Annotated in this window: 17 protein-coding genes; 14 read left to right on the top strand and 3 right to left on the bottom strand. The window is 60.4% G+C overall.

Annotated features, from left to right (window positions below; all coding sequences use genetic code 11):
• Window positions 1–304 precede the first annotated feature (304 nt).
• The 3 genes from ACSQ9D_RS22780 to ACSQ9D_RS22770 all read right to left on the bottom strand — a co-directional run bounded on the left by ACSQ9D_RS22780 (window position 305) and on the right by ACSQ9D_RS22770 (window position 4,009).
• Entirely contained in the window at window positions 305–1,321 is a 1,017-nt protein-coding gene (locus ACSQ9D_RS22780; RefSeq protein WP_436284226.1) for a LacI family DNA-binding transcriptional regulator, read from the bottom strand.
• A gap of 616 nt (window positions 1,322–1,937) precedes the next feature.
• A complete protein-coding gene (locus tag ACSQ9D_RS22775; protein WP_436284225.1) occupies window positions 1,938–2,648 on the bottom strand; it encodes a hypothetical protein in 711 nt (236 codons plus the stop codon).
• 839 nt (window positions 2,649–3,487) lie between these two features.
• Window positions 3,488–4,009: a hypothetical protein gene (locus ACSQ9D_RS22770; RefSeq protein ID WP_436284224.1), complete on the bottom strand. Its 522-nt coding sequence runs from the start codon at window positions 4,007–4,009 to the stop codon at window positions 3,488–3,490.
• On the opposite strand from ACSQ9D_RS22770, the gene ACSQ9D_RS22765 reads away from it, so the two are divergent.
• The 14 genes from ACSQ9D_RS22765 (at window position 4,008) to paaZ (ending at window position 23,030) form a co-directional block, all read left to right on the top strand.
• Window positions 4,008–8,735: a DUF4082 domain-containing protein gene (locus ACSQ9D_RS22765; protein WP_436284223.1), complete on the top strand. Its 4,728-nt coding sequence runs from the start codon at window positions 4,008–4,010 to the stop codon at window positions 8,733–8,735. The two genes, ACSQ9D_RS22770 and ACSQ9D_RS22765, sit on opposite strands and share 2 nt — an antisense overlap.
• A 20-nt stretch (window positions 8,736–8,755) precedes the next feature.
• Window positions 8,756–9,979, top strand: a complete 1,224-nt coding sequence (locus ACSQ9D_RS22760) for a GTP-binding protein (protein WP_436284222.1) — start codon at window positions 8,756–8,758, stop codon at window positions 9,977–9,979.
• Window positions 9,980–10,005: 26 nt separating this feature from the next.
• Window positions 10,006–10,314 carry a hypothetical protein gene (locus ACSQ9D_RS22755; protein ID WP_436284221.1) on the top strand — a complete coding sequence of 103 codons (309 nt, stop codon included), beginning with the start codon at window positions 10,006–10,008 and terminating at the stop codon, window positions 10,312–10,314.
• Window positions 10,315–10,352: 38 nt separating this feature from the next.
• Entirely contained in the window at window positions 10,353–12,497 is a 2,145-nt protein-coding gene (locus tag ACSQ9D_RS22750; protein ID WP_436284220.1) for a peptidase domain-containing ABC transporter, read from the top strand.
• On the top strand, window positions 12,494–13,900 hold the full coding sequence (locus tag ACSQ9D_RS22745) for an HlyD family type I secretion periplasmic adaptor subunit (RefSeq protein ID WP_436284219.1): 1,407 nt from the start codon (window positions 12,494–12,496) through the stop codon (window positions 13,898–13,900). Before ACSQ9D_RS22750 ends, ACSQ9D_RS22745 begins: the two co-directional genes overlap by 4 nt.
• A gap of 146 nt (window positions 13,901–14,046) precedes the next feature.
• The gene (gene paaX, locus ACSQ9D_RS22740; RefSeq protein WP_436284218.1) at window positions 14,047–14,940 is read left to right on the top strand and encodes a phenylacetic acid degradation operon negative regulatory protein PaaX; all 894 of its coding nucleotides are present in this window, start codon (window positions 14,047–14,049) and stop codon (window positions 14,938–14,940) included.
• Window positions 14,941–15,126: 186 nt separating this feature from the next.
• On the top strand, window positions 15,127–16,332 hold the full coding sequence (pcaF, locus tag ACSQ9D_RS22735; protein WP_436284217.1) for a 3-oxoadipyl-CoA thiolase: 1,206 nt from the start codon (window positions 15,127–15,129) through the stop codon (window positions 16,330–16,332).
• A gap of 25 nt (window positions 16,333–16,357) precedes the next feature.
• The gene (gene paaA / locus ACSQ9D_RS22730) at window positions 16,358–17,362 is read left to right on the top strand and encodes a 1,2-phenylacetyl-CoA epoxidase subunit PaaA (RefSeq protein ID WP_436284216.1); all 1,005 of its coding nucleotides are present in this window, start codon (window positions 16,358–16,360) and stop codon (window positions 17,360–17,362) included.
• Window positions 17,363–17,465: 103 nt separating this feature from the next.
• Window positions 17,466–17,750 carry a 1,2-phenylacetyl-CoA epoxidase subunit PaaB gene (gene paaB / locus ACSQ9D_RS22725; protein ID WP_037118848.1) on the top strand — a complete coding sequence of 95 codons (285 nt, stop codon included), beginning with the start codon at window positions 17,466–17,468 and terminating at the stop codon, window positions 17,748–17,750.
• On the top strand, window positions 17,750–18,529 hold the full coding sequence (gene paaC, locus ACSQ9D_RS22720; RefSeq protein WP_436284215.1) for a 1,2-phenylacetyl-CoA epoxidase subunit PaaC: 780 nt from the start codon (window positions 17,750–17,752) through the stop codon (window positions 18,527–18,529). Before paaB ends, paaC begins: the two co-directional genes overlap by 1 nt.
• 16 nt (window positions 18,530–18,545) lie before the next feature.
• Window positions 18,546–19,070 carry a 1,2-phenylacetyl-CoA epoxidase subunit PaaD gene (gene paaD / locus ACSQ9D_RS22715; RefSeq protein WP_436284214.1) on the top strand — a complete coding sequence of 175 codons (525 nt, stop codon included), beginning with the start codon at window positions 18,546–18,548 and terminating at the stop codon, window positions 19,068–19,070.
• A 25-nt stretch (window positions 19,071–19,095) separates the two neighbouring features.
• Window positions 19,096–20,172: a 1,2-phenylacetyl-CoA epoxidase subunit PaaE gene (gene paaE / locus ACSQ9D_RS22710; protein WP_436284213.1), complete on the top strand. Its 1,077-nt coding sequence runs from the start codon at window positions 19,096–19,098 to the stop codon at window positions 20,170–20,172.
• Window positions 20,173–20,199: 27 nt separating this feature from the next.
• Complete coding sequence (locus ACSQ9D_RS22705) at window positions 20,200–20,955, top strand: Phenylacetic acid catabolic protein (protein WP_436284212.1); 756 nt, start codon at window positions 20,200–20,202, stop codon at window positions 20,953–20,955.
• A 17-nt stretch (window positions 20,956–20,972) separates the two neighbouring features.
• Window positions 20,973–23,030 (top strand): phenylacetic acid degradation bifunctional protein PaaZ, encoded by a 2,058-nt coding sequence (gene paaZ / locus ACSQ9D_RS22700; RefSeq protein WP_436284211.1) that lies wholly within the window; start codon window positions 20,973–20,975, stop codon window positions 23,028–23,030.

Genomic DNA, 23,030 nt, shown 5'->3' with positions numbered 1-23,030 from the left:
CTGCGCGGGAAGAGGGATTTCCCCGCCAATCGGCAGAAGATAAAAAGATCCACGACAGTTCGCGGACCAAGCTTCTCTTTTTTGATCCGGACCTAAGGGTCGTACCTGACTGCCAAGACACGCAAAGTGCGGCTCGGCGATGGGAAACGGAGTGCAGCTGCCCGGATATTGGTCGGCTCGGAGCACCTTTTATTGTCCGTCATCCTTGCCGCCCTGGCTGGAGCTCCTTTTCACCAGACGCATGCGGCAGGGCGCTGACATTTACTATGCCTCGTTCGGCTTGTACCGGCGTGAGGCGCGTTCGCTAGCCGCCCCGAATCGAGCCCCGCCAAACCAGCTCGGCATGAAGTCTGATCGACTGCTCGGAAATAGCGTCATCGTTTTGCGGTTGCGGTCGCGAAAGCCACTCCACCGCCTTGGAAGCTATCGCTGAAACCGGTTGGGCGAAGGTCGTCAGGTCGTAGGAAGACCATGAGGCCTGCTCGATATCGTCGAAGCCGGCAATGCAGAGCTGGTCGGGCACCGAAATCGAAAACTGGTGGCGGGCGGCGTCCATGAATCCACAAGCCAGCAGATCGGTTGCGCAGAAGACCGCGTCCGGGCGCTCGGTGCGCGTCAACATTCGCTGTGCCAGGACTTTCCCCGCTTCGTAACCCGTCCAGCCATGGCGTTCGACGGAAACCTTGATTCCGAGCGCATTCGCTGCCGCGACGAATCCCCGTTCTCGGGCCATCAGGCTTGGTGTTCCAGCTTCCGAGTTGGCGAAGGCGAGCTTTCGGCATCCGGCCCTCACGAAAGCGGTAACCACACGTCCAGCCGCCTCGTCATCGTCGAGATTAATCCGCAAAGGACCGGGCTGATCGTCATCGCGGTTGATGAGGACAAGGCGCTGTCCACTGCGCAGACAGAGTTGCGCGATGGATTTGTCCGGCATTCCCGAGAGCATGATCGAGGCGTCCGCGCGATAGCGGATCGCCTGGCGAAGTGCACGATCAACGCTGCCGTCTGAGCGATCCGTGTTGATCAGCATGGCGACCTTGCCGGCGTTCTGAAGCAATAGCGTCAGTTCGCGCAGCAGAGCAGAACGATAGGGTGTTGCCACGTCCGACACGATGAGACAAACAATGCCGCTCTCGTTGCGCATGAGACCGCGGGCGAGCTCATTGACGTGATAGCCGAGCACTTCGGCTGCCTCGAGCACCCTGCGCCGGGTCTCCGTTGATACGCTTGCGCCCGGCGTGAACGTCCGCGATACCGCCGATCGCGACACACCCGCCCTCTCCGCGACCTGCTGGGCGCTAACAAACAGCTTTTCGGACACGCGGCGGGATCTCCAGTTTCGATGAGTTTTGCACGTTGCTGCAAATGCGTGCAAGCTTCCCCGTCGACTGCAATATATGAAACTTTCATGACGGACACTGTTAAGGGTCGGCTTCATTGTGGCCCGCATTTGCACGCGCTTGCAGGTCGAACCCGTGCCTGCGGCTCGATTGTGACATGAACGCGCTCTTGCGCAAAAACGGCCGAAAAGGGTGGCGTTAGATCGGCATTGTGAAAACGGGGTGGCGCTTGCCCGCACCCGTCTATCTCAGCCGCCTCGACGCTCTCAAAGGGGAATTTGCGTCTTTGGCAGCGGCCTTGCGCGTCACAGCATGCGCCCTGTCGGTGCTGAATGAACCCGGGATCTGAAAAAGGCCGGGCACCCCACGTTTCAGGCTGGGTCGGACTAAACATTCTCGATCACGAGGCTGTTTGCAAATCTCTTGATGGCCGTTCGTGCCATGGTGGCAGCCCGCAAGGCCGTGACCATGGCTGGTCGCCGATCGCAAGGACCATTTCAGCGCTTGGCGTAGACAGTTCGCGTTGGAATGAGCAGGTGTTCGCAATCGCACGCACCTGCTCGTTCCGCGACTGGGCTTGGCACGACCCACTGACGATCAGTTGATGAAGCGGATTGCCAGCATCAGCCGATCGCCACGGGTGGGCGGAGATGCCCTGTGGAAGCAGGACGTGTCCTGAACGAAGCCCGTGCCGGCAGGTCCCTCGATGGTAATTTCATTCTCCCGACCATATTGCCTGTAGACCGCCTCCTGGCTTGCACGGGCCGACCCGAACAGCATTCGCAAGGGCTTGCGCTTGTGCGAGCGTTTCATCATCACGTGCGCTCCCGAATAGCGGTCCGTGTCGGTGATGTAGAAACTCGCATAAACGAAATTGTAGCCCTCGACGTCGTAGTGATAGTCGATGACGCCATGTTTCAATCGGCGTCGTTCCTCGTCGCTCATCGATGATGCGAAGCTCCAATCGAGAATCGTCGTGATCTTTCTGGGCTCGTGACCGAGATACTTGCGAACGATTGAACGCAACACCGGATCATTGATGACCTTCTGCACTGCCGGGCATCGCGCGGGGTCTGATACGCCACCAATCGGCATAGGTCTTCCGTCGACCGCTACCCCGCCTGAGACATCAGAGTAGCGAAAGGTCGGTCCTTTCGGATCATAGATCGCGTGCAAAGGCTCAGAGAGCGCGAAGGTTCTGATCTCGTCCACGATATGACCGGGCAGCTTCAAGCCGACGAAGACGGCTTCATCTCGGATGGTTTGAACAATATCGGCAATCTTTGCATCGCCAAAGAGGGTCGGCATCAGCCACTTGCCCATGCTTTTGCGCGGGGGTCTGAGAAACTCGACTGCGCCTCGGCCTGAGCTGTATGCCACGCGAACGGTTCTGAAGCGTCCGAGTATATAAGCGAGATTTTTTTCTCTAATTCGTCTTGCAATGCTGGCGATACCCATTGCTTTACTCCTCCCTTGGGAATCTCAACTCGACCCCCAGCCCAGGTGGAATTTAGTATGACTATTCATGTCTTGGAATTTATCAAAGCATCGTGAGTTGATGCCTAAAGAGGTATTTCGAGGTCAACTTTATGGCGTACGGGGGGAGAATTTCGCCCTCACCGGGAACTCTTCCTTAGCGGTTTGGTGCGTGCGCAGGCAGTGCAAGATGTTCGAGCGGCCGTTCGCGGTTCATGATGCAAAAAGCCGCCACGCTGCCCGAAGCGGTCGCCCCCCCGATGAGGCCTCCTCATCGACCTTGTCTCTGAAACTGTCCCGGTCAAAACGCTCGTTAAGGTAGATGCACTCACCCCTGATGCTCGCGACCGCGTCTTGCGCGATCGGTACGCCGGGAAGGAAGCGGTCCGTGAAAAGGAGCGGATTTCAAAACGATACCAATCCTCTTCTGGCCAAGGGTTGGCCGCCGACATTCGGTAAGCCCTCAGCGCCTCATACACGCACCAATAAGCCTATCGGGGTATGCCCTGCCGTGCCGGATACTGCGGATTACTGTCGTTCTCTCTCGCCACAAACGTGACAGGATAGTGCCCGTGGACATGTGTCGCATTGCGATTGGGGGCGTTTGGAATGTTGAGGATCAGCATCAAAAACCGCGATTATTTGAGCGCCTACGGTGGCACCTCGAGTGTTTATAGCGCAACGACTGCGGGCAGTGCTCTCCTCGTGAACGCAACGATGGTTTCGTCGACTGGCAGCGACCGGCCGATTGCTGACCTGGGTGCAGTGGGATCGGTGACCGCCTCGCTGACGGGATCTCCGGCTGCGGCATCCCCTCTCGTGAATGGGGCGGCCGCGCAGCAAGTGTCGCCACAAGCAAGTACCGTTTCACCGGTCGACAGCAGTGCCATCTTCGCATTGGATGCCGCAACAACGCCAACAGCGAGCTCGACGGATGTTTCCCAACCGGCGGCAAAGCCACGCACCGTCCTGCCACCCGACCCCGCCACTGCCATCGCCACAACGTCTCTGGAGCCCGCATTGTCGGACGCTCCCACTGCCTCGTTAGTCTCGAGCGTGAGTGATACGTCGAGTGCTCCCATCATGCAGCTCACCTCGGCGGCAAGTGTTGAAACGACGAGTGAGGACACTTCATCCGCTTCGACGCCTGCGACGGTGGCCTCTGCGACGACGGCCACGGCCACAGCGACCATGGCTCCGCTGACGCTTGTAACAACGGCCGCCGCCGCCGCCCCCGTCACGTTAAACAAGGTCGCCCTCGAAAACCAGAAACAGGGCAATCCGATCAGCGAGTGGGGCCTCGACGGCGACGGGGGCGGCACGATTCAGGGCTTTGCAACGGAAATCAGCACCAACATTGGCCAGACAGTCGACTTCAAGATCGCAACGGACTCGACCCACTACCGCATCGACATATATCGTCTGGGCTATTACGGCGGCGACGGTGCACGCAAGGTTGCCTCGATCGACAAGTCACTGACGACGGCGCAAATCCAGCCTCACCCGATCGTCGACATGTCTCTCGGCCTCATCGACTGCGGAAACTGGTCTGTTTCGGCGAGCTGGCAGATTCCGGCAGACGCCGTATCGGGCGTTTACATCGCCAAGCTGGTCCGCGAGGACGGCACGGAAGACGCAAGCATCATTCCATTCGTCGTGCGTGACGACGCCTCAACCAGTGACATCGTCTTCCAGACCTCTGATACGACCTGGCAGGCCTACAATGCATGGGGTGGGGCAAGCCTCTACTACGGGGAAGTTCCAGTCGATCCGGCAGATATGATCGGCTACTTGCCGCCAAATTGCAGTTGCGGTTTGACCGCGATCGGCCGTGCATCGGCCATCAGCTATAACCGTCCAATCATCACCAATACCAGCCCGGTGGGCGGAACGCATGACTTCATCTTCGGCGTCGAGCATTCTGCTATCCAGTGGCTTGAGCAGAACGGCTACGACGTATCCTACGTCACCGGAGTCGACGCGGCCCGAAATGGCAGTCTGCTGCTCAACCATCAAGCATATCTGTCGGTCGGACACGACGAATACTGGTCTGCCGAACAGCGCGCCAATGTCGAGGCCGCACGTGACAGCGGCGTCAACCTCGCTTTCTGGAGCGGCAACGAATGCTATTGGAAGGTCCGCTGGGAAAGCAGCATCGACGGCAATGGCCAAGCCTACCGGACGATGGTGTGCTACAAGGAGACCTGGGGAACGAGCACCGATCCGAGTGCCGTCGGCACCGGCACATGGCGCGATCCGCGCTATGCCGATCCCGGACAAGAGCCGGAGAATTCGCTCACCGGAACCATGTTTACGGTCGACAGCTACCGCGCCGATACTATTACCATTCCTTACGATTATTCGAATCTGCGGTTCTGGCGAAACACCGACGTTGCCAACCTCCAGCCCGGAGAGACCTACAATCTGGTCCAAAACCTGCTTGGCTACGAGTGGGATTCCGACGTCGAAAACGGGTTCCGACCGGATGGCCTGATAAACCTGTCTCTCTCCTCGGTTGCCGTAAATACTTATCTGCGCGACTATGGAGCGACGGTGGGCGATGCCGTCGTCAACCACAGCTTGACGATGTACCGGGCAGAGAGCGGAGCCCTCGTTTTTGGCGCAGGCACGGTGTTCTGGTCCTGGGGATTGAACGACCAGCATGAGGGGGCCACCACACCCACTGACCCGAACGTTCAGCAGGCAATGGTCAACATGTTCGCCGATATGGGAATCCAGCCGACGACGCTGGACGCGAGCCTGATCCTGGCGACGCAATCCACAGACACTCTTAAGCCGACATCGACTATTTCCTCGCCGGTTGTTGGTGCAAGCTTTGTCGAGGGACAGCGCGTCACCATCACCGGCACGGCCCAGGACTTTGGCGGCGGCATCATTGCCGGTATCGAAGTTTCCACGGACGGCGGGCAACACTGGTTCAAGGCCACAGGCCGCGAGAATTGGAGCTACAGCTGGAATGTGCAGGCAAGCGGCACGTACACCATCATGTCGCGCGCGGTTGATGACAGCGTCAATCTGGAGAGCCCGTCAGCGGGCAAACAGGTCACTGTCGTCTTGCCGTCGACAGCAAGCCTTTGGACGTTGGCATCCACCCCGACGGTAGAGACGGCCATTGATCGCGATCCGGTGGAACTTGGCGTGCGCTTTCAAGCAACAACAGGCGGCTTTGTACAGGGCATCCGTTTCTACAAGGGCTTTTATAACACGGGTGAGCATGTCGTCAGCCTCTGGTCCGGCAATGGTACGCTGATTGCAACGGGTGTTTCCGTCAATGAGTCACTGTCGGGTTGGCAGACCGTCATGTTTTCTAGCCCGGTCGCTATTTCGGCCGGGACAACCTATGTCGCATCCTACCACAGCAACGGGTTCTTCTCCGTTACCGAGAATTATTTCGGCGCGACATACAGCAACGGAGCGCTGAAGGCTGTCGATGGCGGTGGTGTTTATGCCTATAGCACCAATGCCGGCACATTCCCGGGTAACAGTCCGGGAGGCTCCAACTATTGGGTTGACGTCATTTTCGACGCAGGCCCGAACAGCGTTCCCGTTGCCACCGACGACAGTGGCTTCTCAATTTCGCGCAACGGTACGCTGACAATTTCGATCGCTGCCCTTGTTGCCAATGACGTCGATCCAAACGGAGACGCGCTGACCATCTCGGCCGTTGGGAATGCCTCAAACGGCACAGTCTCGCTCGATACACAGACGGGCAATGTTATCTTCACACCCGTTGCGAATTACACCGGTCCGGCAAGCTTCAGTTATACACTTTCTGACGGGCGCGGCGGCACCGACCAGGGCAACGTCAGTCTTACCGTCGAAGAAGGACCGGTCGGCCAGACATTGTTCCAGGCCAACGAAGGGCCGAGCGGCGCCGGCTTCCATGAAAATGCTCCAATCGAATTGGGCATGAAGTTTACCGCCTCGACAAGCGGCACGCTCACCGGCATTCGCTTTTACAAAGCTTCAGGCGATACAGGCTCCCACACCGGCTCAATATGGACTGCGGACGGGACACTGGTCGCCACGGTAACATTCACGAGTGAGTCCCTGAGCGGATGGCAGACGGCCAAGTTCTCCTCTGCGATCCAGATTACGGCCGGAACGACTTACGTTGCTTCCTATCATACGACGGGCAGCTATGTTGCAACCGCCAACTATTTCTCGACGGCCCACACCAGTGGCGCGCTGACGGCATTGTCAAGCACCAGCAGTGGCGGCAACGGCGTCTTCTCCTATGGGGCGAACACGACGTTCCCGACATCCAGCTTCCAGGCAGCGAATTACTGGGTGGACGTCGTATTCAACCAATCAACCGTCAACAGTGCGCCGGTGGCCGCCAATGACAACGGGTTCACAACCTATTCGAACACGGCCCTGTCAATCGCGGCGGCAAGTTTGCTTGCCAATGACACAGACCCTGACGGCGATGGGCTGACGATCACCGGGGCGAATGGCGCAACAAATGGCACTGTGGCATTTGATAGCCAAACCAACTCCGTCGTCTTCACACCAACGACGGGTTACGTAGGTGCTGCAAGCTTCAGCTACTCGATTTCCGACGGTCGCGGCGGCACGTCGACCGCCACTGTCTCTCTCAACGTCGGAGCCCAAGCCAGCGGCACAGGCCTGTTTTCCAGCTCAGACACGTCAGGTGTTGCCGCCGGGAATGATTCCTCCTCCGTTGAACTGGGCGTCAAGTTCGTGGCATCTGCGCGCGGCGAAATCACGGGCTTGCGCTACTATAAGAGTGCTCAGGACGTCGGCACCCATGTTGGCTCACTTTGGAGCAGCACTGGCCAACTTCTGGCAACGGCAACCTTTAGCAACGAAACGGCAAGCGGCTGGCAAACAGTAACCTTCTCGCAGCCGATAAGCATTTCTGCGGACGTGACCTATGTCGCGAGCTATCATTCGAATGGCTTCTACGCAGCGACGCCCAACTACTTCACGACGAGCCATACCAACGGCGTTTTGACAGCGCCGTCCAGTTCGGCCAGCGGCGGAAATGGCGTTTACGGATATGGAACCGGGAGCCTGTTTCCAACAGCGAGCTACAATTCGGCCAATTACTGGGTCGACGTTGTTTATCAACAGTCGTCACAGAACGCTGTTCCGGTTGCGGCCAATGACAGTGGAATGTCCACGGGTGTCGGCGTGCCGATTGTCATCCAGGCATCGAGCCTTCTTGCCAATGACAGCGATCCGGACGGCGACCAGATCTCGGTTGCAAGTGTTGGCAACGCGATAAATGGTACGGTGGCTTTTGACAGCCAAGCCGGCACCATCACCTTCACTCCCCTTGCCGGATACTCCGGTGCTGCGAGTTTCGATTACACGATCAAGGATCCTCTAGGCGAAACGGCGACGGCCAATGTCTCGCTCAACGTGCTCAATCAGGGCAGCGAGCAGAACGTCTTTGCCGCCGGCACGACGCCTGCGATCAACTCGGTCAATGACAACAGCCCGGTCAATCTCGGCATGAAGTTCCAGTCGGATGCAGCAGGCTGGATCACCGGTATCCGTTTCTACAAGAGTGAGGAAAATACCGGAGCCCACACGGGCTATCTCTGGACGGCAAGCGGCACATTGCTTGCGAGTGCGACCTTCACCAACGAGAGCGCAAGCGGTTGGCAGTCCGTCAATCTCTCGCAACAGGTCGCAATCGATGCCGGCACGACATACGTCGTCTCCTACAGCACGAACGGCAATTATTCGGCAACGAGCAACTACTTCAGTGACAGCACGACAAACGGCAATCTGCAGGCCATGTCGTCAGCGCTCAGTGGTGGCAACGGCGTTTATGGATACGGCTCCAGCGGGCTGTTCCCGACAAGCACATACAACAGCACCAATTACTATGTGGACGTGGCATTCAGGCAGCAGCTCGCAGCGTAATGGCGAGTGGGGGAGTATCAATGACAGGTGGCGACAAGCGCCTCCCAGTAACGGTTTTGGCGGGTTTCCTCGGCGCGGGAAAGACAACCATCCTCAACCATGTTTTGCGTAACCGGGAAGGACGCCGGGTCGCCGTGATCGTCAACGACATGAGCGAGATCAATATCGATGCCGAGCTCGTTCGTGATGGTGGCGCCAATCTGTCGCGCACCGATGAAACGCTGGTCGAACTGACCAACGGGTGCATCTGTTGCACGCTTCGCGACGATCTCTTGAGCGAAGTGCGTCGGCTTGCTGGCGACGATCGCTTCGACTACCTGCTGATCGAGGGCACCGGCATCGCCGAACCTCTGCCGATCGCCGCGACATTTTCCTTCCGCGACGAAAATGGCAGTGCGCTCTGCGACGTTGCGCGGCTGGATACGATGGTTTCTGTCGTCGACGCAGCCAACCTGCTTGCAGACTACTCAAGCGCAGATTTCCTGAGTGATCGCGGGCAGACCCGCGACACCGATGACGAACGGACACTCGTCGATCTTCTCGTGGAGCAGATCGAATTCGCAGATGTCGTGATTATCAACAAGATCTCGGATGTCAGTTCCGAAACACGCGCGATGGTGCGCCAGATCGTTGCCGCGCTCAATCCTGATGCCCGTGTCATCGAAACGGACTTCGGCGATCTGCCGCTTTCTTCCATTCTCGATACCGGTCTGTTCAGCGAGGCCAAGTCGGCCCGTCACCCGTACTGGCACAAAGAGCTCTACGGCTGGGGCGATCATGTCCCAGAAACCGAAGAGTACGGTATTTCGAGCTTCGTCTATCGCGCACGCCGCCCGTTCGACCCCGCAGCGCTCGATCGCTTCCTCGCGCAGCGTTGGCCGGGCCTCATTCGCGCCAAGGGGCACTTCTGGCTGGCAACACGGCCGAACGAAATCGGACTGCTTTCCATTGCCGGCACACAGCGGCGCACGGACACCAAGGGCTTCTGGTGGGCGAGCGTGTCCAAGGCACATTGGCCACGCTATCCGCAATTCCGCCAGCTGCTCGACCGTTATTGGGACACGGTCTGGGGCGATCGCCGCCAGGAACTCGTGTTCATCGGCGCAGGCCTTAACCAGCAGGCAATCAGCGCCGCACTTAACGACTGCCTGATCGGAGAAGAAGCAAGCTTTGACCCCGATCTCGGCAGAAGTCTCACAGATCCGTTCCCGGCCTGGCAACACGCGCAGCATCACCATCCATGATCACTCATCACAACGAGGAGACGACAATGAGCAATGAACTCTATGCAGACGGAATTGGCGAAATCACCGTCACCGGCACCATCGTGCGCATCGATCTGATGTCGCTGTCGGCCACCGAGCGCGACGCAAGTAACAACCCGAAGCCCGTCTTCCGCCAACGCATCATCATGCCGGTCGACGCTTTTGCGAACGCAGTCGACCTGATGCAGAAAGCACTGGCCGGACTTGTGGAAGCCGGGGCCGTGCGCCGTATCAACGATCTGGCATCAAGCCCGAAGGCTGAAATCATCCAGCCATCTGGTGCGTCGGCAAACGCATCGCCGAACTTCAACTGACCTTCATCTCGTTTTCAACGCAGCCTTTCGGGTGGGCCATGAGTACGTTTTTGCACACCAATCTACACTGCCTTGCACTCGTCGCGCGCCATCACGGCGTCGATCTGTCACCCGAGCGCCTACAGCACGACTATGCTGTCGACGAGCGGCCGGTGGAAGTCCGGCAGTTGCTGCGGATGGCCAAGGATGCCGGTCTTCGCGCCCGGCAAATCAGCCTCAACTGGTCGTCGCTACTCCAGTTGGGCGAGGCCTTCCCGGTTCTCGCCCAGCTTGAAAACAGCAACTGGGTCGTCATTGCCGGACCCGCGATGGGTGAGGAAGAAGCAAAGGTCAGGGTCCTCGACCCCTTGGCCGAGCGACCCGATTTCATTCTCCTGAACGAGGAGCAGTTCACCAGATCCTGGCGTGGATCCGTGGTGATGCTGAAGCGGAACTACAGTCTGCATGATGCCGACCAGCCGTTCGGCTTCCGTTGGTTCATTCCCGAAATCATCAAGCAGCGCAGTTTCTTCCGCGACGTTGCGCTTGCGGCCATCGTCCTTTACGGGCTTGGCCTGACGACCCCGATCTTCTTCCAGCTCGTCATTGACAAGGTGCTGGTCCATCAGAGCTACGCAACGCTGACGGTTCTCACCGCCGGCATTGCCATTGCCCTTGTTTTCGATGCCGCGTTCAGCTTCCTGCGGCGCTATCTGCTGCTCTATGCGACGAACCGGATCGATATCAGGATCGCGACGCGGACCTTCGGACATCTGCTCAATCTTCCGATTGCACTCTTCGAACAGGCATCTGCGGGCGTGCTCGTCAAGCATATGCAGCAGACCGGCCGCATTCGCGAGTTCCTGACGGGGCGCCTCTTTCTGACGCTTCTCGACGGCGTGTCTTTGCTGGTCTTCATTCCGATCCTGCTTCTCTACAGCGTGAAGCTCACGCTCGTCGTCATGGGTTTTGCTGCACTCGTCGGCCTCGTCGTCATGCTTCTTGTCGGCCCCTTCCAGCGCCGCCTGCAGGCGCTCTACAAGGCCGAAGGCGACCGGCAGGCTCTGCTGGTCGAAACGGTGCACGGCATGCGTACCGTCAAGTCACTGGCGCTCGAACCGCGTCAGCGCCGCGCCTGGGACGACTACTCGGCGCAATCGATATCCGTACGTTTCCGGGTCGACAAGATCTCCACGGTCGCTCAGTCGATGACCGGGCTTCTCGAGAAACTGATGAGCGTCGCCATTATCGGACTTGGCGCGCTCGACGTCTTCAGCGGCGCCATGACGATCGGCGCGCTGGTCGCATTCAACATGCTGGCCGGGCGGGTCTCGGGTCCGCTTGTCCAGATCGTCACGATGGTGCACGAGTACCAGGAGGTTGCGCTTTCGGTACGCATGCTCGGCGAGATCATGAACCAGCGCCCGGAGCAAGCCGGCCGCGGTCGCGGCATCCGCCCGCATCTTAGAGGCAACATCGAATTCGACAAGGTAACGTTCCGCTATGGCCCGGATGGGCCGCCTGCGCTCGACGACGTCTCCTTTAGCATTCCGGCCGGCTGCGTATTTGGCGTTGTTGGCAAGAGCGGTTCTGGCAAAACCACGATCACTCGCCTCATCCAGGGTCTCTATCAGAACCAGCAGGGCATCATTCGAATGGATGGTTATGACAGTCGGGAGATCGATCTCGTGCATCTGAGAACGAGCACCGGCGTCGTGCTGCAGGACAACTTCCTTTTCCGGGGAACCGTTCGCGAGAACATCGCGGCAGCAAAGCCCGATGCAAGCATCGAGGAGATCATGGAGGTCGCGCGTATCGCCGGCGCCGAAGAATTCATCGAGCGGCTGCCGCGCGGCTTCGACACAATGCTGGAGGAAAACGCCTCGAACCTATCCGGCGGGCAGAGGCAACGCCTGGCTATAGCCCGGGCATTGATCACCGACCCCAAGCTCCTGATCCTCGATGAGGCCACCAGCGCGCTCGATCCGGACAGCGAGACGATCATCCGCCAGAACCTCAGCCAGATCGCGGCCGGGCGAACGGTGGTCATTGTCTCGCATCGCCTCTCCACGCTTGTCGATGCGGACGCCATCCTGGTCGTCGAACGCGGCAAGATCGCCGATATCGGCAGGCATGATCAACTCGTGACGCGCTGCATGACATACCGTCATCTGTGGTCACAGCAGATGAGGCAGGTAGCATGACCGCGCGCGCTGAAAAACCAAGAGAGAACCTGCCTGTTCCGACGACTGCCCCAGTCACGCAACCAGCACTCAGGCGCTCGTTGCCGGCCGCGATCGCGGAATTCCAGTCAGATGCCGTGGAGCTTGAAGAGCGGGCTCCGCCAAGGGTCGCCCGCATGACGCTCTACGGCATCACTGCACTCATTACCGCGATCATCGTCTGGGCGTCCGTTTCGTCGATCGATGAGGTCGTCGTCGCGCCCGGCAAGCTGATTACGACGATGCCGACCATCGTGGTGCAACCGCTCGAAACCTCAATCATCCGAACGATCAATGTCACGACCGGAGAGATCGTCAAGAAAGGCCAGGTGCTCGCCACGCTTGACGCGACGTTCAGCCAGTCTGACGTCGATCAGCAACGGGCAAAATTCATAGCCCTCGACGCCCAGGTGAAACGGCTGGAAGCCGAGCTTGCCGGCACGGACTACACCAAGACGGCGGGCTTATCGCGCGACGAACTGCTTCAGATGCAATTGTTCGGGCAGCGCCGCGCCTATTATGCGGCACAGTTGCAGAATTACGATCAGCAGATTGCGGCCCAGGCGGCGACGATTGCTTCAAGCCGGAACCAGGAGGCAGTCCTTGCGGATCGACGCAAAACGCTGTCACAGATCGAGGGCGCCAGGGAACGGCTGTATGATCGCGAGAGCGGGTCTCTGATTACGCTGCTTGGATCGCGTGATGCCCGTCTTGACGTGGAAACCACCCTTACGGCGGTCCAAGGCAAGGCTGATGAAGCCGAGCACACCTTGTCCAAGCTCAAGGCCGACCGGCAGGCGTTCATCGAGGACTTCCGACGCGCCGCCATGGAGCAGCTTGTAGACCTGCGTAGCCAGCGCGACACTGCCGCCGAGGAACTGAAGAAGATGGAGCTTCGGCGCGACATGGTGGCGTTGACCGCACCAGCCGATGCGGTCGTCCTTGACCTGGCCGCACGCTCCGTTGGCTCGGTCGTTCGAGAGGCGGAGCCCATCGTAACGCTGGTGCCTCTCAATGTACCGCTGGAGGCCGAGGTCTCGGTCAACACGCGCGACATCGGCCGCATTACCACGGGCAAGGAAACGCGGATCAAGTTCGACGCCTATCCGTTCCAAAAATATGGCACCGCGTCTGGAACGGTCAGAACGGTCAGCCGCGATGCATTCACCCCGTCGCAGCAGGAGGCAGTGAACCAAACGCCCGCTCCCTACTTCAAGGCTCGCATACCGCTTGCAGATCCAAAGCTGAAAGGTTCGGACGAGCCCGTGCGACTGCTTCCTGGCATGACGGTTTCAGCCGAGATCATGGTCGGCCGTCGCACGGTGATCTCATACTTCCTCTATCCGATACTGCGTGGGCTTGATAGCGCAATCCGGGAGCCGTGAGAGGATGGAATGGTAAGATCGGCAGCAAGGCTTCCACCGTCCTGGAAGCCTTGCAGCTGCGCATACTGCGGCTGCACGCCGTAAACGGGGGTGCAGCTACCCCTTTAATGTGATAGGCCGCGCCGGCACGTTCCAAGGAGGAATCGGTGACGGCAGCGACCAATCAAGCAGACGTCCAGGCAAGGGAACTGATAGGAACGATTCTTGCCGAAAGTCCCCTCAAGGCAGCCGGTTTCATCGTGACGATCTACGGCGACGTCGTCGAACCGCGCGGTGGTGTGGCATGGATCGGCAACCTGATTGAAACCTGCGCCGAAGTCGGCATCAGCGAAACCCTCGTCAGAACCGCCGTGTCGCGACTGGTCGCCTCGGGACAGCTTCTTGGTGAAAGGGAAGGACGGCGAAGCTACTATCGCCTATCCCAGTCTGCGGGGCGCGAGTTTTTCGCAGCCGCCATGGCGCTCTTCGAACCTCCCGAGGATCACGGCTGGCAGTTCGTCCATATGACCGGCTTATCTGCCGACGAGCAGATGCAGGCGCTCCAGCGCGCCGGCTTTGCGCGTCTTGGACCCCGCCTGGCAGTTGGACCTGCAGGGCCACTACCGGCAACGATTGCCGGCACGGTCTTTCGTGCCGAAACCGCGTCCGGTCAAAAGGACTTGGCGGCCTTCGTCGCGGATTATTGGGATCTTGCTCCGCACGCTGCTGCCTACCGGCAATTCCTCGTACAATTTGAGCCTATCGCCCGGGTCCTGGAGACTGACGCACCGGCTCCGAAGACGTCATTGGCGGTGCGGCTGCTTTTGACGCATCGCTTCCGCAGTGTCTTGCTGCATGATCCGAGACTACCCTCCCCCGCCTTGCCAAAGGATTGGCCCGGACAGCATGCACGGCGACTCTTCGCTTGTCTTTATCGAAAACTCTCGCCCGCCGCCGACGCCCATGTGGCGCGCAACTTCGTCACGGCGGTAGGGCCGTTGGCGATAGCGACCGCTGCGACCGACCGTCGACTGACCAGCCTTTCCAAGCAGATCGTCTAGCGCCCGAGCCCGTCCTGGCCTCTTGCCCAGGTGTTTGTGATATACTCAACGGGCGTATCCGCAAACATCACAATTTTTGTCCAATTGTCTGTTGATATGTGACATGTGGCATGCTAATACATGACCGATCGGTCGGTTAATCAATGTTGGATTGATCGACCTTGCGGGAGCAGGAGGAAATCACGCATGTCGGAAGCGTTCATCTGTGATGCTGTTCGCACACCCATTGGCCGCTATGGCGGTGCGCTTGCTGTGGTGCGCGCGGATGATCTGGCAGCCCTTCCTCTCACCGCCCTGATGGAACGCAATCCTGATGTCGACTGGAGCAAGGTCGACGATCTCATCTATGGCTGCGCCAACCAGGCGGGCGAAGACAACCGCAATGTCGGCCGCATGGCCGTGCTCATGTCCGGCATGCCCGTCACTGTTCCGGCAACAACCGTCAATCGCTTGTGTGGATCCGGCATGGATGCCGTCGGCATGGCGGCAAGGGCAATCCGCGCCGGAGACTGCGACTTCGTGATCGCCGGTGGCGTCGAGAGCATGAGCCGCGCGCCCTTCGTCATGCCGAAGGCAGACAGCGCTTTTTCCCGGAGCAATGCGGTCTACGACACGACGATCGGCTGGCGCTTCGTCAATCCTAGGATGAAGGCGCAGTTCGGCGTCGATTCCATGCCTGAGACAGCCGACAACGTGGCGGCCGATTTTGGCATCAGCCGCGCCGACCAGGACGCGTTTGCGGCCCGCAGCCAGGCCCGCTGGGCGGCGGCTCAGGAGGCTGGCCTGTTCGCCGACGAACTGGTCAGCGTCAAGGTTGCGCAGAAGAAGGGTGATCCCGTTGTCGTCGACCGCGACGAACATCCCCGTCCCGGCACGACCGTTGATCAGCTCTCAAAGCTTAAGGGTGTCAATGGCGCTGACCTTAGCGTCACGGCGGGCAACGCGTCGGGCGTCAATGACGGTGCGGCCGCCCTCATTGTCGCGAGCGAGGCGGCTGCAAAAGCGCAGGGTCTGACGCCGAAGGCGCGCATCGTCGCAATGGCAGCAGCCGGCGTCGAGCCGCGCATTATGGGCGTTGGTCCAGCCCCCGCCGCGCGGCGCGTGCTGGAGCGCGCTGGCCTTGCAATCGGCCAGATGGACGTGATCGAGCTGAACGAGGCATTTGCCGCCCAGGCACTCGCCGTGCTGCGCGATCTGGACCTCCCCGATGATGCGCCCCATGTCAATCCGAATGGCGGCGCCATCGCGATGGGCCATCCGCTGGGCATGAGCGGCGCCCGGCTGGTCACGACGGCGACCTACCAATTGCAGCGCCAGGGCGGTCGCTATGCGCTTTGCACCATGTGTATCGGCGTCGGTCAGGGCATCGCAATCATTCTCGAGCGCGTCTGACGCGCGAAGGCAAAGGAGACGAACCGTGTACGCACAGATGGTCAAAACCGACAGCGCCCGTGTCAAGACGCTCGACGAGCTGGACCCGGTCGAACGCGCCTTTCAGGAACGAATTGACGCTGGCCAGAAGGTCGAACCGAAGGAGTGGATGCCGGAAGGCTACCGCAAGACGCTGATGCGCCAGATCAGCCAGCATGCCCATTCCGAAATCGTCGGTCAGCTGCCCGAAGGCAACTGGATCACCCGCGCCCCGACGCTGGAGCGCAAGGCCATCCTGCTTGCCAAGGTGCAGGATGAAGCCGGTCACGGATTATACCTCTACTGCGCGGCCGAAACACTCGGCATCAGCCGGGACGAGATGTACGAGCAGCTGCACAGCGGCAAGGCCAAGTACTCCTCGATCTTCAATTACCCGACGCTCAGCTGGGCCGATATCGGTGCGATTGGCTGGCTGGTCGACGGTGCAGCCATCATGAACCAGGTGCCGCTGCAGCGCTGTTCCTACGGGCCTTATGCTCGCGCCATGGTTCGCATCTGCAAGGAAGAGAGCTTTCACCAGCGCCAGGGTTTCGACATCCTGATGAAAATGGTGAAAGGCACGCCCGCCCAAAGGGAAATGGTCCAGGATGCGCTGAACCGCTGGTGGTGGCCGTCGCTGATGATGTTCGGCCCCTCGGACGATGCATCGGTGCACTCGGCCCAGTCGATGGCTTGGAAGATCAAGCAAAACTCCAACGACGAGCTACGCCAGAAGTTTGTCGACCAGACCGTGCCACAGGCCGAGTATCTCGGCCTGACGGTGCCGGATCCGGATCTGACGTGGAACGAGGAAAAGGGCGGCTACGATTTCGGTGAGCCTGATTGGACCGAGTTCTTCGCCGTCATCGCCGGCAATGGCCCGTGCAATGCCGAGCGCCTCAGCGCCCGGCAGAAGGCTTGGAACGACGGCGCGTGGTTCCGCGATGGTCTCGTTGCCCATGCCGAGAAGATGACGTCGCACCGCGCCGCAGCGCCCACCGCCGCCGAGTAATGTGCGGACGCCTCTCGGGCGTCCGCTCTGAGCAGTCGCAATCGTAACAAATACGCGATTTCCGGCCCTTTGGCCGCGAGAGCGCGAGCAGGGAGAAACATCGATGCCCAGCGAATGGCCACTTTGGGAAGTTTTCATCCGCGGCCAGCACGGCCTCAATCACCGGCATGTCGGCAGCCTGCATGCGCCGGACGCCGAAATGGCCATCAACAACGCCCGCGACGTCTATACCCGCCGCAATGAAGGGGTGAGCATCTGGGTGGTGCGCTCGAGCGAAATCACCGCCAGTGCTCCCTCGGAGAAAGGGCCGTTGTTCGACCCGTCAAACTCCAAGGTCTACCGCCACCCGACGTTCTTCGACATTCCCGATGAAGTGGGGCATATGTGATGAGCGCTCCCTCCAACACGGCCGTCAGCCCGACGGCACTTTTTGAGTTCCTGACGCGGATCGGCGATAACGCCCTCATCCTTGGCCACCGCGTGTCCGAGTGGTGCGGGCATTCGCCGGCACTGGAAGAGGACATCGCGCTTTCCAACACCGCGCTTGATCTGATCGGGCAGACCCAGCTCTGGCTCGGTCTTGCCGGTGAAATCGAAGCTCAGGGCCGCAGCGCCGACAATCTTGCCTACCTGCGCGATGCCCGCGACTTCCGCAACGTGCTGCTCGTCGAGCGCCCGAACGGCGATTTTGGGAAGACGCTGATGCGTCAATTTCTGTTCGATGCCTGGCATTTCCTGATGTTGAGAGCCCTGCGTTCGTCGACCGACAAGCGTATCGCCGACATCGCGGAAAAAGCCTCGAAGGAAGTTGCCTACCATCTCGATCGCAGCCGCGATCTGATCATCCGTCTTGGTGACGGCACCGCCGAAAGCCACCGGCGCATGCAGGAGGCGCTTGACGATCTCTGGGCCTATACCGGCGAACTTTTCGTGGGCGACGCGTCCGATGCCGAGCTTGCTGCCGCCGGCATTGCCCCGGAGCCCGAAAGCCTGAAGGCGGCGTGGGACGAGCTGGTTGATGACGCGCTTTCAGAAGCGACGCTGAAGAAGCCGGCCGACGGCTTCATGCATAAGGGCGGCAAGCGCGGCGTTCATACCGAGCACATGGGCTTCATCCTCGCTGAACTGCAGTTCCTGCAGCGCGCCTATCCGGGCGCGACCTGGTAACCGGAAGGAGGCGGTTATGATAGCCGCGACGTTGCCGTCGATCGCCGATGTCTGGCGGTGGCTTGAAGAGGTGCCGGATCCGGAAATCCCGGTGATCTCGCTTGTCGAGCTCGGCATCATCCGCGGTGTCGCCTGGAAGGAGGATACACTGGTGGTGACGGTGACGCCCACCTATTCCGGCTGTCCGGCGACCGCGCTCATCAACCTCGATATCGAGCGGGCGCTGCAGGAAAAGGGGATCGAAAAGCTGCGACTGGAGCGCCAGCTGTCGCCGGCCTGGACGACCGACTGGATCAGCACCGAGGGTCGCGAAAAACTGCGCGCCTACGGCATTGCCCCGCCGGTAGACGGAACGGCGACAGACGGCATCCTGCGCCAGCGCGTCGACCGGCTCTCCGGCCGCTCCAATCTGACGATTGCCTGTCCGCGCTGCGGATCGACGAACACGGAAAAGATCAGCCAGTTCGGCTCGACACCGTGCAAGGCGAGCTATCGCTGCACCGACTGCCTGGAACCATTCGATTATTTCAAGTGCATCTGACGCTTTGCCTAGTGAGGTCCGCAATATGGCACGTTTCCATTCCCTTCAGGTCACCGACATTCGGCGCGAAACGCGCGATGCCGTCGTCGTCACGCTTACCCCGCAGGACGAGGACCGCAGCGCGTTCGATTTCACGCAGGGCCAGTACCTGACCTTCCGCCGCAAGTTCGACGGCGAAGAGCTGCGGCGCTCCTATTCAATCTGCGCCGGGCGTGACGAAGGTGTGCTCAGGGTCGGCATCAAGCGGGTGGACGGTGGCTGCTTCTCGACCTGGGCGAACGAAGACCTCAGCGTCGGCGACACCATGGAAGCGATGCCGCCGATGGGCGCGTTCTTCACGGCGATCGAGCCTGATGTTTCCAAGACCTATCTGGGATTTGCCGGCGGAAGCGGCATCACACCGATCCTTTCGATCATTAAGACGACGCTCGCTCGCGAGCCACGTTCACGCTTCACGCTGGTCTATGCCAACCGGCAAATCAGCTCGATCATGTTCCGCGAGGAGCTGGACGACCTGAAGGACACCTATCTCGGTCGGCTGTCGGTCTTGCACATTCTAGAAAGCGAGGCGCAGGATATCGATCTCTTTACCGGTCGCATCGACGTCGAGAAGTGCGCCGGCCTGTTCAAGCACTGGATCGATCTGAAGACCATCGATACGGTCTTCATCTGCGGACCGGAACCGATGATGCTGTCGATTGCCGCCGCACTTCGCGATCACGGGATGCGCGAGGAACAGATCAAGTTCGAACTCTTCGCGTCCTCCCAGCCGGGACGCGCACGCCGCAGGGCGGAAAGTGCTGCGGGCGTCGACAAGGACACGGCCTGCGAGGCAACGGTGACGCTCGATGGCGCAACCCGCGTCTTCAAGATGCCGAAACAAGGGCAAACGCTGCTCGAGGCAGCGCTCGAAAACAAAATGGACGCGCCCTACGCCTGCAAGGCAGGCGTCTGTTCCACTTGTCGGGCCAAGGTCCTGGAGGGTGAGACCGAGATGGAGGTCAACCATGCGCTCGAGGACTACGAGGTCCGCCAGGGCTACGTCTTGACCTGCCAGTGCTATCCGCTGAGCGACCGCATCGTCGTCAGCTACGACCAGTAATCGGTCGAGGACCGAGGAGGAATGCCGATGTCCGATACGATGCCGATCGAGGAATATCTGCTCAAAGGGGGCGTGCTGACGTCGCCGGACAATGCGCCGCCGCGCTATCGCGGCGAGCTCTTGCGCCTGATGGCGAGTTTCGTCGACAGCGAGCTTGCGGGTGCGGCCGGCTTTGCTGACACGATCAACGATGCGCCTGGTATCAAGGAGCGCATCGCGTCTGCCAAGATCGTTCTTGAAAAGACTGACCATGCCGGACGCGTGCTCGAGATCATGGGCAGCTTCGGCGCCGACAGCGGCCGCTATGCCGCGCACCATCCATGGAACGCCCGCCTGAAGCGCGACGCCGATATCGGTGCAGCACGCCAGGGCGGCGATATGCGCCTTTCTGTTTTCCACTATCCCCTGCAGGGCTGGCTCGATGCAGTCGTCATGAATGTGCTGATGGGCACGGCAAGCACCATCCAGCTGCGGGAGCTCACTCACGTCTCCTACCAGCCCCTTGCCGAAGTGTTCCGCGCCATTCTGCCGCGAGAGGCGCATCACACCGAACTCGGCATCGAGGCACTGAAGCGGATTGCCGAAGATGAGGAAGGGGCGAAGGCCGCGCGTGAAGCGATCATCTATTGGCGGCCGCGCGTTGCCGCAAGTTTTGGACTCTCCGGATCGGCGCGCTACGAAACGCTGTTCCGTTTCGGCCTTCGCCATACCCCTAACGAGACGCTGCTGTCTGAATGGCAGGCGGCGATCGAGGCGCAGCTTGCTGCGCTCAATCTGAACTGACCGGAAGGATTAAAACAATGAACGTTCTGGTAAGGGAGCCGCGCCGCCTCGAAAGCTATGTCTATGGCCGCTGGGTTCCCGGCACGAAGGATGGCGCTGAACTGCGCGATGCCTCGACAGGCGCACCGGTGGCACTGATCGATTCGACCGGCGTCGATTTTGCGTCGTCTGTGGCCTACGGCCGCGACAAGGCGGGCCCCGCACTGCGGCGCATGTCGTTTCATGAGCGCGCCGCCATGCTGAAGGCACTTGGCCAGGCGCTGATGGACCGCAAGGAGGAGTTCTACGCCCTGTCGTCGGCGACCGGCGCCACCAAGACGGACAGCTGGATCGATATCGACGGCGGCATTGGCACTTTGTTGTCCTATGCCTCAAAAGGTCGACGCGAGCTGCCCAATACGCGCGTGCTCGTTGATGGCGACGTGGAAAGCCTGTCGCGCGACGGAACGTTCTCTGCCCGGCACATTCTATCGCCGCTGCAGGGCGTCGCCATTCATATCAATGCCTTCAACTTCCCGGTCTGGGGCATGCTGGAGAAGCTGGCACCGACGCTGCTTGCGGGGATGCCGGCGATCGTCAAGCCGGCGAGCCAGACGGCCTATCTCACCGAGCTCGTCGTGCGTCGCATGGTCGAAACCGGTCTTCTGCCGGAAGGCGCCGTGCAACTGATCTGCGGGTCTGTCGGCGATCTGCTCGACCACGTCGACGGACAGGACGCTGTAACCTTTACTGGCTCGGCCTGGACGGGCCGCAAGCTGAAGACCCATCCGGCGATCATTGAAAATTCGGTACGCTTTACGATGGAGGCCGACAGCCTCAACGCCTCCGTCCTCGGTCTCGACGCCGGCCCCGGCACGGAAGAGTTCGACCTCTTCGTCAAGGAAGTCTCCCGCGAAATGACGGCAAAGGCCGGGCAGAAGTGCACGGCCATCCGCCGCGTCATCGCGCCACGCGCCTATTGCGACGCGCTGGTCTCCGTCCTTGGCGAGCGTCTTGGCAAGACCACGCTCGGCAATGCCGCCGATGAAACCGTCCGCATGGGCCCGCTTGCAAGCCTTGCCCAGCGTGACGAGGTCCGCTCGCGCGTCCGCGATCTTCTCGCCGATGCCGAGATCGTCGCCGGCGATCCGGACAATCCACGCCTTGTGTCGGGTGACGCTGAAGCCGGCGCCTTCCTCAATCCGGTCCTGCTTTATTGCGACAAGCCCTGGCAAGCCAAGGCGGTGCACGATGTCGAAGCCTTCGGCCCGGTCAGCACGGTCATGCCTTATGACAGTGCCGAGGAGGCGGTGGATCTTGCCCGCCGCGGCAAGGGAAGTCTCGTTTCTTCCGTCTTCACCAACGATCCCATCTTTGCCGAAGAGGTGGTCCTCGGCATGGCGCCGTTCCACGGACGGGTGCTGATCGGCAACCGCGTAAGCGCCAAGACGTCGACCGGTCATGGCTCGCCGCTGCCCGGCCTCGTGCATGGCGGTCCAGGACGCGCCGGCGGTGGCGAGGAATTGGGCGGCCTTCGCGGGGTCATGCATTACATGCAGCGCACGGCGGTGCAGGGCGCACCGGCGCTTCTGTCTGCCGTCACCGGCCGCTGGGTGGCCGGTGCCGACGTGCGCCGGGATGGCGAGCACCCGTTCCGCAAGTCGCTTGCAGAACTGCAAATCGGTGACCAGCTGGTAACCGGTACGCGCACGGTCACGCTTGAAGACATCGAGCATTTCGCCAACTTCACAGGCGATACCTTCTATGCCCACATGGACGAGGAAGCCGCACGCGCCAATCCGTTCTTCGACGGCCGCGTCGCCCACGGTTATCTGATTGTCTCCTTCGCCGCCGGTCTATTTGTTGACCCGGCCCCTGGCCCGGTTCTCGCCAATTATGGGGTCGACAACCTGCGCTTCCTCACGCCGGTCAATCCGGGCGATACGCTGCAGGTGCAATTGACCTGCAAGGAGATCAACCCGCGCATCGGCGCTGCGCATGGCGAAGTGCGCTGGGATTGCCGTGTGAGCAACCAGAATGGTGCGACGGTTGCTCAGTACGACGTGCTGACGATGGTGGCCAAGACAAGGGACTGA

Origin of the sequence: Rhizobium sp. LjRoot258 (assembly GCF_964254185.1) — a bacterium.
GTDB lineage: Bacteria > Pseudomonadota > Alphaproteobacteria > Rhizobiales > Rhizobiaceae > Rhizobium.
The sequence above is the reverse complement of the archived record's forward strand: the minus strand, read 5'-3'. Positions and strand labels throughout refer to the sequence as shown.

Bases quoted from the DNA above. Each gene is read 5' to 3' on its own strand.
- ACSQ9D_RS22705 (WP_436284212.1), top strand. From the start codon at position 20,200: ATGTCCGATACGATGCCGATCGAGGAATATCTGCTCAAAGGGGGCGTG.
- ACSQ9D_RS22760 (WP_436284222.1), top strand. From the start codon at position 8,756: ATGACAGGTGGCGACAAGCGCCTCCCAGTAACGGTTTTGGCGGGTTTC.
- ACSQ9D_RS22745 (WP_436284219.1), top strand. From the start codon at position 12,494: ATGACCGCGCGCGCTGAAAAACCAAGAGAGAACCTGCCTGTTCCGACG.
- ACSQ9D_RS22750 (WP_436284220.1), top strand. From the start codon at position 10,353: ATGAGTACGTTTTTGCACACCAATCTACACTGCCTTGCACTCGTCGCG.
- paaC (WP_436284215.1), top strand. From the start codon at position 17,750: ATGAGCGCTCCCTCCAACACGGCCGTCAGCCCGACGGCACTTTTTGAG.
- pcaF (WP_436284217.1), top strand. From the start codon at position 15,127: ATGTCGGAAGCGTTCATCTGTGATGCTGTTCGCACACCCATTGGCCGC.
- ACSQ9D_RS22755 (WP_436284221.1), top strand. From the start codon at position 10,006: ATGAGCAATGAACTCTATGCAGACGGAATTGGCGAAATCACCGTCACC.
- paaZ (WP_436284211.1), top strand. From the start codon at position 20,973: ATGAACGTTCTGGTAAGGGAGCCGCGCCGCCTCGAAAGCTATGTCTAT.
- paaE (WP_436284213.1), top strand. From the start codon at position 19,096: ATGGCACGTTTCCATTCCCTTCAGGTCACCGACATTCGGCGCGAAACG.
- paaB (WP_037118848.1), top strand. From the start codon at position 17,466: ATGCCCAGCGAATGGCCACTTTGGGAAGTTTTCATCCGCGGCCAGCAC.
- paaD (WP_436284214.1), top strand. From the start codon at position 18,546: ATGATAGCCGCGACGTTGCCGTCGATCGCCGATGTCTGGCGGTGGCTT.
- ACSQ9D_RS22775 (WP_436284225.1), bottom strand. From the start codon at position 2,648: ATGCCGACCCTCTTTGGCGATGCAAAGATTGCCGATATTGTTCAAACC.
- ACSQ9D_RS22765 (WP_436284223.1), top strand. From the start codon at position 4,008: ATGGCTCCGCTGACGCTTGTAACAACGGCCGCCGCCGCCGCCCCCGTC.
- ACSQ9D_RS22770 (WP_436284224.1), bottom strand. From the start codon at position 4,009: ATGGTCGCTGTGGCCGTGGCCGTCGTCGCAGAGGCCACCGTCGCAGGC.